General features: G+C 42.6%; 12 protein-coding genes. 2 read left to right on the top strand and 10 right to left on the bottom strand.

Annotation, left to right across the window (positions count from 1 at the left end; translation table 11 throughout):
* Positions 1-5 precede the first annotated feature (5 nt).
* On the top strand, positions 6-1,694 hold the full coding sequence (gene gspE, locus MKHDV_RS08605; protein ID WP_160714320.1) for a type II secretion system ATPase GspE: 1,689 nt from the start codon (positions 6-8) through the stop codon (positions 1,692-1,694).
* Positions 1,695-1,710: 16 nt separating this feature from the next.
* Positions 1,711-2,652 carry a type II secretion system protein GspN gene (gene gspN / locus MKHDV_RS08600; protein ID WP_160714318.1) on the top strand — a complete coding sequence of 314 codons (942 nt, stop codon included), beginning with the start codon at positions 1,711-1,713 and terminating at the stop codon, positions 2,650-2,652.
* A gap of 68 nt (positions 2,653-2,720) precedes the next feature.
* On the opposite strand, the gene MKHDV_RS08595 is transcribed toward gspN, so the two are convergent.
* From MKHDV_RS08595 to MKHDV_RS08550, 10 genes are all read right to left on the bottom strand, one after another.
* Positions 2,721-3,881 carry a glycosyltransferase gene (locus MKHDV_RS08595; RefSeq protein ID WP_160714316.1) on the bottom strand — a complete coding sequence of 387 codons (1,161 nt, stop codon included), beginning with the start codon at positions 3,879-3,881 and terminating at the stop codon, positions 2,721-2,723.
* A gap of 8 nt (positions 3,882-3,889) precedes the next feature.
* Positions 3,890-5,128, bottom strand: a complete 1,239-nt coding sequence (locus tag MKHDV_RS08590; RefSeq protein WP_160714314.1) for a type II secretion system F family protein — start codon at positions 5,126-5,128, stop codon at positions 3,890-3,892.
* A gap of 31 nt (positions 5,129-5,159) precedes the next feature.
* Positions 5,160-5,525 (bottom strand): DUF2304 domain-containing protein, encoded by a 366-nt coding sequence (locus MKHDV_RS08585; RefSeq protein ID WP_160714312.1) that lies wholly within the window; start codon positions 5,523-5,525, stop codon positions 5,160-5,162.
* The gene (locus MKHDV_RS08580) at positions 5,522-6,235 is read right to left on the bottom strand and encodes a glycosyltransferase family 2 protein (RefSeq protein ID WP_216846894.1); all 714 of its coding nucleotides are present in this window, start codon (positions 6,233-6,235) and stop codon (positions 5,522-5,524) included. The genes MKHDV_RS08585 and MKHDV_RS08580 overlap by 4 nt, the downstream gene beginning before the upstream one ends.
* Entirely contained in the window at positions 6,225-8,090 is a 1,866-nt protein-coding gene (locus MKHDV_RS08575; protein ID WP_160714310.1) for an STT3 domain-containing protein, read from the bottom strand. The genes MKHDV_RS08580 and MKHDV_RS08575 overlap by 11 nt, the downstream gene beginning before the upstream one ends.
* A 275-nt stretch (positions 8,091-8,365) precedes the next feature.
* Complete coding sequence (locus MKHDV_RS08570; RefSeq protein ID WP_160714308.1) at positions 8,366-10,396, bottom strand: hypothetical protein; 2,031 nt, start codon at positions 10,394-10,396, stop codon at positions 8,366-8,368.
* A 244-nt stretch (positions 10,397-10,640) separates the two neighbouring features.
* The gene (locus tag MKHDV_RS08565; RefSeq protein WP_160714306.1) at positions 10,641-11,588 is read right to left on the bottom strand and encodes a tetratricopeptide repeat protein; all 948 of its coding nucleotides are present in this window, start codon (positions 11,586-11,588) and stop codon (positions 10,641-10,643) included.
* A gap of 68 nt (positions 11,589-11,656) precedes the next feature.
* Positions 11,657-12,121: a GspH/FimT family pseudopilin gene (locus tag MKHDV_RS08560; RefSeq protein ID WP_160714519.1), complete on the bottom strand. Its 465-nt coding sequence runs from the start codon at positions 12,119-12,121 to the stop codon at positions 11,657-11,659.
* Positions 12,084-12,542, bottom strand: a complete 459-nt coding sequence (gene gspG / locus MKHDV_RS08555) for a type II secretion system major pseudopilin GspG (protein ID WP_160714304.1) — start codon at positions 12,540-12,542, stop codon at positions 12,084-12,086. Before gspG ends, MKHDV_RS08560 begins: the two co-directional genes overlap by 38 nt.
* Before the next feature lie 10 nt (positions 12,543-12,552).
* Positions 12,553-14,103, bottom strand: a complete 1,551-nt coding sequence (locus MKHDV_RS08550; RefSeq protein ID WP_160714302.1) for an AAA family ATPase — start codon at positions 14,101-14,103, stop codon at positions 12,553-12,555.
* Between the last annotated feature and the right edge of the window lie 2 nt (positions 14,104-14,105).

The raw sequence follows: 14,105 nt of genomic DNA, 5'->3' as shown, positions 1-14,105 counted from the left end.
TGCTTATGAGAACGCTAGAACATGCTCTTGTAGCAAAGCACCTTATTACAGCAGACGATATTGTATGGCTGGATCAAGAAGCTTCTGAGCAAGGAAAAACTTTTGAAGAAGTTGTACTAGAAAATGAATTGCTCACAGAGATTCAATTTAAAAGTGCACAGGCCGAGTTTTATGGGCTGGAAATGCTTGCAGCTGTTTCAGAGGAAATGGTCGATACGGAACTTATTTGCCGTTTTACCATTACTTATTTAAAAAAACATCAGATTGTTCCGCTTAGAGGGGCAGAGGGTGTTGTTGTAGGAATGGCCGATCCGTATTCATTGAAGGTTCTTAACGATTTTTCTCTGCTACTAGGTGGCGGAACTCCTTCACCTGTTCTTTTGCCTCGCAATGTGATCACCGGTTTAATCAACCGTGCTTTTGGTGACTTTCAGGAAGATGCCAATGTTAGTGATGTGTTGAATGATGCGAATGACCTTGGGTTGGATGAAATTGATGAAGATACACTGAACGACTTGCTTGATGATACGAGTGATGCACCATTAATTAAGCTCGTTAACATGGTATTAACGCAAGCAGTCCGTGCCGGGGCAAGTGATGTGCATATTGAACCTTTTAAGGATTTTTTGCGTGTCCGCTTTCGTCTGGATGGTGTTCTGTATAACAAACATAGTTTTGATAAGCGGTTCAGTGCAGCAATTGTTTCTCGCATTAAGATTCTCGCAAAGTTGAATATCGCAGAGAAAAGACTGCCACAGGATGGCCGTATTGCTCTAATCCTTGGCGGCCGTGAGGTCGATCTGCGTGTGTCAACGTTACCGACATCTCATGGAGAACGAGTGGTAATGCGTCTGTTGGAAAAGACATCACGTGTGTTGAACCTGACGGAGCTTGGGCTCGGTTCTGCTGATCTTGAAATTATGAAAAAAGTTACACGCATTGCCCACGGTATTATTCTTGTAACTGGTCCTACAGGTAGTGGTAAAACTACTTCTCTTTATGCAGCACTGAGTGACATTAATTCACCTGATAAGAATATTATGACCATTGAAGATCCAGTTGAATATCAGCTTGAAGGGGTCGGCCAGATACAGGTGAACCAAAAGACAGGGCTTACCTTTGCTGCAGGGTTGCGCTCTATTGTGCGACAGGATCCTGATGTTATTCTTATTGGTGAGATCCGCGATAAAGAAACTGCGGATATTGCTATTCAGTCGGCACTGACCGGCCATTTGGTTTTTTCAACATTACATACAAACGATGCTGCCAGTGCTGTGACACGTCTTATTGATATGGGCGTGGAGCCATTTTTGCTTTCATCCGTATTGCGAGCGGTGGTAGCCCAGCGTCTTGTGCGTATTCTTTGTCCGCATTGTAAAGAGGCATATACAGCTGCAGCCGAGGTTGTTGCAGAGTGTGGTGAAATGGCGAGTAAAATGGAAAATCAGACTTTGCACCGAGCTGCTGGCTGTCCACACTGCATGGATACTGGGTATAAGGGACGACAGGCTGTATATGAAATTATGCAGATTAGTGATCCAATAAAAAGTATGATTTTAAAGAACGCAGATTCAAATCAAATTCGTCGTGAATCAATTGTAGATGGTATGCGCACGCTGAAAGGTGATGGTTGCTTGAAAGTGTTGAGCGGAGTCACTTCTGTAGCGGAAGTGCTGCGAGTTTCCAATTTATAAAAACTGTTGAGACTGTATGCGTTTTTTATCCGGCATGAGTGCTTTTTTTTCATTGGGGCTTGATTCAATTCGATCAGGATTGGAACGTAGCGGTATTACCAAAGTGATTTGCTATGTTTTATTTGGTTGCCTTACTTTTAGCCTGTTTTTAGGTATGCATGTTGCTGAAGATGTACTTGAAACATCTTTTCATGAAGGCGTACGCAGTATAAAGGCTGTTAAGATAGAGACAGAAGGCGTCTCTCTGTCACTTCTTCCGCCGCGCATGAAGCTGGAAACGTTGCTCATAAGCGACGCTAAAAGCAAGAATCTTTTGTATGAGATGCAACGAGTAGTTATTACACCAAAGCTTTCTGCGTTACTGACAGGAACAGCTGAATTGAGTCTTACCTCTGCTTCGTATGGTGGGGGAGTGAGGCTTGGTGTTTCTTCAGGCTCTTTTTTTGATTTCGAAACAATTGATGTTGATTTGAAAATAATGCAGCAATCGTTAGAGCGTATTCCTTTTGTCGCAGCGCTTGATCCCCGTGTTGGAGGAACTGGCGATGTTCTTCTAGTATACTCCGGCTCTCCACAGAAGATAGAGCAAGGACGGGGAACGCTTAAAGTTACTGGGAAAAATCTTCGAGTAACTAATCCTGTGCCGTTAGTAAAAATTTCAGTTTTTGATAAAATAGATCTCACGAGTACCTTGACCTACAACAACGGTAACCTGAATATTAAATCTGTAAAGGTAGCAGGAAAGCCCGTAAATGGTGAATTGCAGGGAACAGCAAAGCTGAATTTGAAGAATCTCTTCCGTTCAAATGTTGCACTTCGTACCAGCCTTTATGTACAGCCTGACAAATTGGTGCAAACACTCGTTGATAAAAAGTCATTGAAGAAATTGAAGGCGGGCAAACGTGTGAAAATTGCTATAAACGGGCCATTAACGAATCCACGTTTTGCATTGAAGTAGAAATACTACAGAGAAGATATTTATGAAGCTGCGCAGCATATAGTTGCGCAGCTTTTTTATATTCGCAGTTATGAAGGGGGGAGAAGTGAATTCTTGTACAGCTCTGCAATCTGTTTTGCAGTTGTGCTTATCTGAAAATTGGCGAGAAGGCGCTTGTTAGCGTTTTCCCCGAGCTCTGCCCTGAGTGTAGTGTCGTGTATAAGGCTGTTTATGGCGTTTGTAAGCTCTGAAACATTGTTAGGTGGAACCACAAGGCCACTATTCATATGTTCGTTGACCCAGCCTGTTGCAGAGCCTTTTAAATCTGTGCTGATGCATGGAGTAGAGTGGTGCATCGCCTCAAGTAAGACCATGCCGAATGCTTCAGTTCGTTCGATTGATGGTAGACAAAAAATATCTGCAGCAGCGAAAAGAGTATGAAGTTCCTGTGTGCTTAGGCGGCCAGCCAGTGTTACGTTACTTTCAAGACGGCACGCCTCTATTTGCTGCGATATGTTATTAAATTCTTCTCCGTCCCCAACTATAACGAGGCGCCCGCTCTGTACCTGTTTCATGGCTTCCACAAGGTTATGAAACCCTTTGTAATAAGAAAAACGTCCAACGCTTATGATCAGTGTTTCATCGTTATTACAATACGTTTTGCGTAAGCTTTCAATTTCCGTGTTGGAAGGTGTTGGAAGCATGTTCGGATTAATTCCTAAAGGAATAATATGACATTTATGCTGGTAGGCAGAAAGCGACTGGCTATATTGCGCATATTTTTCTGAGGTCGCTATTATGCTCCGTGCTTTGCGCAGGAGCATATTCTCGAAGGGACGATAAAATGCATACAGAGTATTATGGAGCTTCTTTTCTGGCGGGAAGGTTGTGTCTGCGTGCCAATGTATGACTATAGGGAGTGAGAATGAGGTGAGGATGTTCCATAATCCAGATGCATTGGGCATATGAATATGAATACAATCCGGCTTGAATTTCCGAATTGCACGTATCAAGTAAAACACGAAGGCTGGAGCAACCGGAACGTAACAAACTTGTCCGTAGGTTGGTACTCGTTCCACCGTGACGTTGGCTGATATTTGCGTCACCGCCGGTTCTGAAGAGTCCCATCTGTGGGCAAGAACGTAGGATGTGACTCCTTCTTTTTCTAGTGCTGATACGAGTTCGCCAAGATAGCTTTCCATACCACCCGGTGCGGGTGGAAAATATTTACCGATGTGAAGGACTCGCATAAAGTTGTTTACCCGACAAGGCTACTCATTTCAAAGATAGGCAGAATAATTGCCATAACAACAAACCCAACAAGGCCGCCCAGAATAAGAATCATGACTGGTTCCATGAGGGAAGTTAGCATCTGGAGTTTGGCGTTTACCTGATTGTCACAATCATCCGCGACTACAAGTAACATGTGTGCGAGTTGCCCACTTTTTTCACCTGCTGCTACCATCTGCACAGCAGTGGTTGGAAATACCTCTGAGTGTCCCATAAATTCTGCAAGGCTCTTGCCTTCCTGTACACCCTTGTTCATATCTACGATGTTCTGTTCAAGAATGACATTGCCCGCAACATTTCGGACGATTTTGAGAGACTCTACAAGTGTTACGCCGTTTTTCAGCAACATACCAAGAGTTCTGCATACTCGGCCAACAACCATCATACGAAGTAAACTCCCAAGAATGGGTACCCGCAAGATTTGAGCATGGTGGATTTTTTTGCCTTTAGGTGTGTTAATGAAACGCTTGTATGACGTGACGAACAGCCCGATACCTCCTGCAATATACATCCAGTTATAGCGAAGAGTATGACTTATCGTGAGTAATATTTGTGTTGGTGTTGGCAAGGCGCGATCAAGATCTAGAAAAATTTGTGTAACTTTAGGAATAACAAAGGTCAGCAAGAAGACAACAACTCCAAGCCCCACAATAAGCATGAGTGTAGGGTATGCTAATGTTCCTTGCACCTTACGGTTAAGAGCAATTTGCTGCTCCGCATGCTCTGCAAGTCGTTCCATAACAATTTCAAGCGTGCCAGAAGACTCGGCAGCCTTGATCATCGTGATAAATGTAGGTGTGAATATATGGGGAAATTCGGAAAACGCAGTGGCAAGGCCGGAACCTTCACGGATTTTGTCTCTAACTTGTGAAAGAACACTTCGTATTGGAGATTTACCACCTTGCTCAATCATGGTGTTCAAGCAAACTTCAAGAGGAAGCCCTGCATTCAAAAGTGTCGCAAGTTGTCGAATTGTACTGGCAACAGTGCTTTTTGGGATACGCTGAAAAAAACGTGAAAAATCAAGATTGAAAGAAGAGTTTTGTTTCTTGTTCTTTGGGCTACGTTTTCCAAGAGACTTCACTTCGAGAGGATACAGCCCCTTGTTACGAAGTTTTCTCGCGGCGTGAGTGTCGTTGTCCGCCTCGATAACACCTTTCGTATTACGACCGGAGGTGTTGACGGCTTTATATTTAAATGAAGGCATTGCTGGCTGTCCTTTTCATTCTGAAATGAGCCTAGCTATCTTGCGCAGCTTGCTTTTCTTTTGTTTTTTCTAATTGGGTCTCGAGAATGGCGTTACGTTGGATAAGACGTCTAAAACGAGATTCCTGACGGGAACGGTCAATATCCATAAGAAGCACTTTTACAAAGAGGAGAGCGACTGCGCCCGTGAGAATAAGTGTCGGAGGGTAGTTTACACCTACGTATTTGGCTAAAATGTCAGATGATTCAGGGAATGCTCCAAGAGTAAATATAATGATAGCAAGGCATACCCACCAGAGCGCATAACGGATATAAAGCATATTCTTTCTAATAAGTAAAAATATGCTTCCAGCAGTAACGAGGCCGAGAACAAGAGTCGTAAATTTGTAGGTGATCATTGGGTAGGTATCTTGGGTAGAGTTATTCTCTTATGGCAGAGTACTAAAATGGTTGTAAGCACCATGTATTCTGCAACCTTGTTCCACGAATTGAAGATTCTGGATTTGTCATTCAGCCGTTCGTTTATAGTAACTGAAATTTCAGACATCTTCATGCCTGCATTATGTAAAAGAAGCAATATGCCGAGGTCTTGATAGTCAATTAAACTTGCTTTTGAACTTGTAAGTATAGCATAGCTTTTACGATTATATGCGCGAAATCCAGATGTAAGATCTTTAATTTCAAGGCCAGATAATTTGCGAAATAATGTCCATGCAAAATGACGTAAAGCTGTTCCTCGCCCTACACAAGAGCCAATTGCTACATCACAGTTATCGTTAATGCAGTTCACTAATGAGCAGATACTTTCTGCAGGATGTTGGTTGTCTGCATCAAAGGTAACAACTATGTCTATCTCTTCTTGCTGAGCATACCGCATTCCGGCTTGCATAGCTCCCCAGGCTCCGAGTTGAACTGGAAGGTCAATAACAGTAGCGCCAGCATGTTCTGCTAAAATTCTTGTTTCATCGGTACTGGCGTCATTAACCACAATCACAATAGCATTTGTATGTTTTTTAACCGTACAAATAACATTTGTAATTGTTGTGGCTTCATTGTGAGCAGGGATTATGATTGCAATCTTGTTGTCATTCATTGTGTTAATTGACACGCCATACTCCTCCAATAAACGGGTTGTACTTTACAAGCGTAAAGCCCGGAGTTTTAGACGGATAAACAAAAAGTAATTTAAATGCTGTCGCATTAAAATATTTTTCTTGAATTGCGAAACCTTCTGCACTGTTCTGCACAAATATACTCACGAATCCTTTGTGCTTGAATCTGTCATGACTGAGTGAAGAAGGAGTCACGTAATACATTCGAGAGCAGGGGAGATACTTTTTAGCTGAAAAAGCGACAACCCCTTGCTTCTGGTCGACTTGAACACTTTGAAGCGGGATTGAAATAATCGGCGCACTTGGGGAGCGTTGTGTTTTTGGATTCCATAATCCAATTGGAAGCCATGTGTTTTTTACAAGCATATCGCTGTAGAGCGAAAGGTAGACTTCTGGATTTGGGAACAACCAGCTTTGCCAGTTAATAGTATCTGGCAATTTATACCGCAGTACTAATTCAGGAACACTTTGTGGATTACTGAGAGCCTGTTTTAAGAAATCAACAGCTTTGGGCGTTGAATGCAAATAGTTTGTAATTTTACGTAATGCATACGGCTTGTCAGAAAATAGTTTAATCCAGTTCCTGGCCAGCACTGGGCTGCTTGTTGCAAACGGTAATGCAGAAATAAATGTTCGCTCTGGAGCCTGAAGGCCGCCGTCAATTTGTGTGGGGCGCTGTGCGTAATATTGTAAAAAATACCCCGGGCTCCACCAGTTCCAAACTTTAGCATCAGTAGATGCATTTTTGTCAATTAATTGAGCGAGGAGAGCATCGTTATGGTTGTATGTTGGATTAAGTTTCCTGTTAACATCAGCACTTGCCGGAATGATGAGCAGGCAGAGAAATAAAGCGGCAATAATTTTAGTTGTAACAGCTGGTGATTTATTAATTTTAGTTGAAATGTCGAATTCTATGAGTCCGACGAGGAATGCTGCATAGAAAAAGCCGAATGCTGGTACGGCAAACATCAAAAATCTGTTCCCTATAGCCACAGAAGCAAAAATGAAGAAGAGAAACGGTAAAGTAAAATAGAACGCTAATAATGCGTTCTTTCGCCATGCTGCGACTATACCAAAGGGGATAGCGCAGAGAATGATCCAATGCCCTGCAAGCTTTAATGGCAGCTTGCTAAATGTCAGCGGAGTAAGTTCAGCAATAGTGCTGCCAGTCCCTGTAAACATTGAGCTTTGTTTTTTTGCGCTTAAAGCTAGATGTGAGCGCAGGCTGGACATGATTTCTTTTAATGGGGATGGAATTAGGTCAAGCGCTCCAAAGAGAGTCCAGCCAACAAACAAAGCGCCACAGGCAAGAAGAACAAGTTTAAAAATTCGTGCTCGTTTATTAGACGGAATGCAGATACTGGCGGCGTAGATTCCCCACCACACTCCGGCGAACGGTAAGCCTGCTTGTGGCCACCAGTAGTGGAGCAGTAGTGTGCTTAGTGCTGCTGCCCCCATCCAAAGAGGGTATGCTTTTTTTGAGGAAGTATCTGCTTTGTATAGGCATAGAGCAATTAACCAAAAAATACTGAGGTTGAGACTATCTGTGTCAAAATACCCAAGCCTCGTGCGTGCGAACCAAACTGGAGAAACGGCTGTGAATGCGGAGCATGCAACAGCAGGCAGAACACCACAGTTAAGGGCAAGTCCTGACCATATTGTAATGATAAAAATGGTGCATGCGAGTACGGGTGTGAGGTAGAATGCAACCTTTTCAAGCGAAATGGTGCTTGCTGAAGATATTGCTCCAGCAATAAGTGACAATGGCGGAACATGCGCTGGACGTGGTGCAAGCCGTAATTCAGGGGTACTTTCGTATTTTCCTTGTTGCCATTCCCGAGCGTACCGCATGAAAAAATACCCATCAGGAGTTGTGAGTAACGGCTCTCCTGCATACGTATTTAAACTGGATTTAGTATATGCTGTACTGTTTGCAATATGTAGGTACGTTTGGAAAGCCAATACAAGGCAAATCGCAATGGCAATATTGCGAAAAGAAGTTGGAAAATACGAGAGTGATGATTGAGCTTGCATGCGATAGTTAATTATAATGAGTAAGAATGGTCAATAAAAAAAGGGCTGTGCCGTAAGGCACAGCCCTTGAATGCATTTTAGTCTATAAGAGACTAAGGTGCTGGATCAAAACGAAGCTTGAGAACGTTGGATGATTCGATATTGTTGTTAGGATCATTTAACGGATCCAACATGAATACCATTTTGATATCATCGTTAGCGTTGTTGTAGTAGTAGTCAAAAGCGAATGGGGCCGATGACTCAAATGTAAAGTCATCTTTCATAGTAACGGTGATATCAATGCGGTCAACGAGTTCATTCATTGCATTGACGAATACTTTATCACCAGTTTTGCTCATGAGAATTACTTTGCTATCTGCTGGAATTGAAGTGAGTCCGCCAGTTGTTTTTGCTGGATCTGCTTCTTTTTCCCAAGTTCTGTAGGAACCATCAAGAGAGATGCCTGTAATTGGGAGCTTTCCAACTGCAGGTATTGCATTTGAGATAGTTTTTTCGGTCAAGTTTGCACGAGTAAGGTTCTTTTTCTGATCTTCTGGAACAAAGACAATGTCTTTAGCTGTCTGAGCGATTGTCTCACCGTCCTGATCAAGAACCTGAATGCGAACTGTTTTGAAGCCGGCATCCACATCATCTTTAGCGATGAAGCTGTATGCAGCATCAGGAGTTGCTGTGTAGGTCGTACCAGATTTGGTAAAGGATTCAACGGTTACGATATCTGAGTTTTCAGATGAGTCGTTGAAAGCAAGACCTGCTGGCGCGATGAAACGAACATCCATATTGCCATCAACTAAAGACTCATCAATAGAGTTAACGAGCTCTACATCTGCCTTAAAAGAATCTGCAGCAATAGATGCGGTAGCACCTTCAGCAATTTTTCCATCATCAGTGCTAGGAGTAGCAAAAGCAAATAACTTATCACCATTGTACGCAACTTCTTTGACCGCGAATTCGTCTGCACCAATAAAGGTGATAGTGTATGTGCGGCTAAATGTTGGCAGAGTGTCGTCGCTTTCAACAGTTTCCAGTGTGAATGACGCTGTGTACGGGAAGGTTGCGTCTGCTGGAATAGCAACTGTAAAGGTAACATCCTGAGCTGCTGGTACATCTGAATCTACGCCAACTACCATATCAGCTGTACCATCATTTAACACACCATTAGCGATGGATGTTAAATGAAGTGTCTGGGTAACCACAGCATTGCCGTCAGCTTTGGTGACTACTGCTTTAAATGTTTTAATGACAACAGCACCTTGAGTTCCAGATGCTTTTTCAGTGCTGCTAAGGCCATCAAACTCTAAAGCAATAGGGTACGTTGAAGTATCTGTTATTTTAGCATTGTCTTCAAGTTCAGTAAGGTCACCCAAGTCACCAAGAGAAGCTTTGGCTTCTGCAACGATAGCGTCCATTTCATCTTCAACACAATTGCAAAGAGTGTCAGTGTGACCGAAGAACGGACTTTCTGGCATAACTTTTAAAACTTCAGTAAAAGTCATTCCTGTGTTCATCGCTTCAGCTACGTCGCTGATTGTTTTGGAAAACTTTTCCATAGATGCGGCGTTGTTTTCATCACCAGCGCCAATGAGGTGCATCAAGGATTTAGCAACGATTTCAGATTCGTTAAGGTCGGTAAGAGGGTTACCCAATGGATCTGTCATCTTGAGACCCATTTCATTTTTAAGTAAGCTTTCAACCTGTTGCTGTGCTTCAGCAAGGTTGCCTGACTTTTCAAAGAAAGCAGCAACAAGGGAGTTTGCAGGTGTAAGGTAAACAGCACTGTCAGCAGATGCCATTACGCCTTTAAGTGTACCTTTAAATTCTTTGCTTGCGTCAGTTGGATCGTCATTGACGTTCCAACCACCAACAGACCAAACAACTGCTGGGAACTGCAGTTTTGAAGTGTTGCTGTTTGCAGTAAAAGCACCACGATTGTTTGTTGTGCCAATAAGTACTTCGGCACCTTCAGCGGAAAGGCCAAACACTTTTGCCAATTGCATTGGTGCCGCAGCAACAGCGCCTTTAGCACCACTACTGCTGCTACTGCTGCTACCACTTGAACCATCACACGCGGTCAACGCGAGAACGAGAACCAATAAGGAAAGAATTCCTAATAATCTAGACTTCACAACTACCTCCGTTAACGGGTAACATTAATTAATACTCGTTCTTATAGTTTGAGATAGCTTTTTCGTCAATGGCATAATGGAAAAAAGTCTATTTTGACAGCATGTTAGTTGTCATTTTTTTGGCATTGTATAGTTTGGCAAAGAGGGCGTTGTAATAGGAACGCTGTGTTAGTGTGCGCTTACATTGGTAACGTCCTGAAAAAAAAAGTAAAGCCGACATTAGCCGGCTTTACTTTTGTTTATATTAATCTGTACATGTATTTATATTTTTATAGGCCTCAAGTTTTTCACAGAGACCCATGTTGCATGCTTTTTTAAGATCTCTGCATCCTTTTTCTTTTTCATCAAGTAAAAAGTAGGTGTCCCCTCTGTTTACATAGCTGGCACTATTGTCAGGAGTGTATGCAATAGCTCGGGTGTAATCCTTTACTGCATCAGGATACTTTAGTTGCTTTTGCCACAACAATCCCCTGTTATAGTAAAACTTCCCAGCCGTTGGGTCTAGTGCAATTGCTTTGTTGAAGTCTTGAGCGGATGCAGCATATTTTTCCAACTTTAATCTCGTTACTCCGCGCCCGTTAAAAGCCTTGGCATCTTTAGGAGCCATTTTGATGTACTGTGTAAATATTTTTTCTGCATCTTCTAACAGTCCTGTTGCTTCAAAGGCGATGGCAGTGTTGTATATAATGTAGGCGTTTTTAGGAGCAGCTTTTCTAGCTTGAAGAAAAAGTACTAGTGCTGATTCGTAATTCTTCTGGTAAAGTTGCACGAGGGCTTTGCCGTTAAGAGCTTCGGCGTGTGATGGATTATATGAAAGCGCTTTGTCAAAAGAAGAATGAGCATCATCGTATTCTTTAAGAAGGTATAACGCGGTACCTCTGTTGGCGAGAAGGTCCGGTGAGGATGGAGTAAAGGTAAGTGCACGATCAAATTCTTTTAGTGCTGCTTCGGTGGCGCCAGAAGAAAGTAATGCTGCACCTGCACCGTTACGTAATTGAGGAGTTTCTTTAATCTTCAAAGCTTGAGCGTACCAAACGAGGCTTTCTTGAAGGCTACCTTCTTTTTGTAACGTTATAGCCTTTGTAGTTGCTTCCTTAAGCTCTGGCACTTCCTGTGTAGCTGTATTCTTCTTTGCACAACCGGTCAGTAGTACAAAGCTGATGAGTATTGTGTATAAGGTATTACGAATCATAAGTGGCTCACTCAATCATTGGCTGATTAGAAATGGTTACAAAACAACCAAACCTATTGAAGCAATTTCTAATACGAAACGCCTTGAATGGGTTTGATGAATAACGTGCGAATTCCTGATTGTGACTTAATCTCAACTGTAGCAGGTTGCGTTACACCCTTTGGGGTAAATAACAGCGTGCGCTGATTTTTTTCGTCTACAATTACACTGGAAATAGTTACCGTAGTTGGAAGGGCTGATTTTCCCAGCTGTTGCATTCCATTGCGCTGAACAAGAAATATGTGTTTAGGCTCAAGGTGTAATTCGAGTGGCTCTCGTTTAAGCAGCGCGCGTGAACGAGCTTCTGAAACTGCCCCAGCTAACCGTCTCACTACAGTGTCCATGTCACGTTCAGGATCTGAGAAGTTGATGCTTGGAATAGTAAGTCCAAGTACTATTCCAAGAATGGCAACAACTACAATTAATTCGAATAGGGTAAAGCCTGATTCGTGAGTCTTATTCAAGATTCCAGCTTTGGATGTCAGAACCATCATCTATGCCACCTTCTTCGCCGTCTGCCCCAAAGGAGATAATATCAAAGGATTCGTGAGAACCTGGGGAAATGTAAACATAGTCATTATCCCAAGGATCTTTTGGTATTTTTCCAATGTAGCCATTTTTTGGGAACTGTTTAGGAACACGTCCTGTAGTTGGCTTATTTACAAGTGCTTGCAGTCCCTGTTCGGTACTAGGGTAGTAGCCGTTATCAAGGTAGAAGCGTTTGGCAGCTGTGGAAAAACCTTGAATTTGCATTTTTACTTTTACGACACGTGCTTTGTGCGGCTCATCAAGAAATCTTGGAACAACGATAGAAGCAAGGATACCAAGAATAACAATAACTACCATTAGCTCCATTAAGGTGAAGCCTGCTTCTTTTGACTGTTTTTTTTGTTTCATTTCTTTACTCTGAGTCATTATGTACCCCTTACGATCTACCATTTTTCTTAAAGTCTATTCCGTTTAATGAGAAGACGAGGTGGTCACGCCCGATAGTTTTGAGCACAAAATTTCCAACCTGATCTCCTTCATGCAAAACTTGATTACCGATAACCACCATTCGGGTGGAAGGATCTTTTGACCATGCAAGTGCGTCAATCTGTAAAGCTTCTAGTGCAGGATGGGATGGTTCGTCCAGTATCTCATTGGAAAGTTGCATAGAATTGTCTTTAGATGTGGCTTCAACTTGTATGCTTTTTAGTGCTTGCGAAATAATAGCGTTGTCTTCTTGTTGTGTTCTTGTCTCTTCAGGCGCTTCAGAAAAAGCTTTTTCTTTGGGGGTGTCATAGACAGTTACGGAAACAGCGCTGTTCTTCGTTGGTATGGTCAGTTGTCTTTCAACCGTAGTGTCTTTAGTGAAATTAGAATCTGGCTCTGTAAGCTCCGGTGCCTCAGGTAGTGGTGGGAGTATTGCCAGAATGTTAGTTTCAATTTTGGGTAAAAGCGCTGCTGATGATGGAGCCGCTGTCTTGGAGCTTGTTTCTGGACGAACGCTTATTTCGCTTTGTGTAATTTCTTTCTGAAAAAGCGTTTGCTTTGCGTACGTTTTTAGAAGTGCAGAAACATTTAATTGATATGCCGACCATCCAAGCAGCGCACTTACAAGAGCCAGTGTAATGAACATTCCATACTTACGATGGTGTTTTTTTGTGCGGATTGTAAATAGGCCTTGATACATAGGGTCAGATGCAACCTTATCTATCAACGCAGAAGAAATTTTTGAGGTTCCGGAAAACGTTATCGTGTCTAATGCATGAGACGATATGTGGTTGATAAGACGGGGGAGTCCACCTGTTACATTCCAAATTCGGGTAAGTGCTTTTTTGTCGAAGATTGCAATATCTGAAAAATCTGCATTAACAAGCTTGAATTGCACATAGTTTTCTGTTTCTTCCATGTTCATTGGAAACAGTTCGCAACGTACCCCTATTCGTTGATTTAGCGCTTCTAATCCCGGCTGTTTTAGCCTGTCCATAATCTCGACTTGGCCGATGAGAATGATCTGGACAAGTGGAATGGCGCCAAGTCGCATGTTGTATAAGACCAAAAGTAAAGAAAAATGCTCTTCGCCCAGCAGATGGCTCTCATCAATAATGATAACAGGCTTTCTACCTACTTCAGCCTGCTGCATAAAAAAGTCATGCAACCCCTCAGTAAGGTCACTAATGGAGTTCCGGCTTGTGGTATCAATGCCGTATTGCTTGCAGAAGTTGTAGAGCTGTTCTGAGGGCTTGAAGAAAGGGTTCCCGCTTTCTGCAAAAATATATTTATCCCCGAAGGACTGCATAATATGTCTGCAGACTGAAGTCTTGCCGATGCCAATTTCTCCGGTGAGCAAAATAAGTCCACAGTTACATTCAAGTCCTCGAGTAATTCTGTGGACTACTTTTTTGTGACTTTCGGACGGGTAAAATTGGAACGCACGGAATTGTTCCCCAAATGGGTTTACTTGTGCCGTTTCCTGTGGAGATACCTGCATGG

The organism is Halodesulfovibrio sp. MK-HDV (assembly GCF_009914765.1).
GTDB lineage: Bacteria > Desulfobacterota > Desulfovibrionia > Desulfovibrionales > Desulfovibrionaceae > Halodesulfovibrio.
This window is presented reverse-complemented; position numbering and strand designations above follow the sequence as displayed.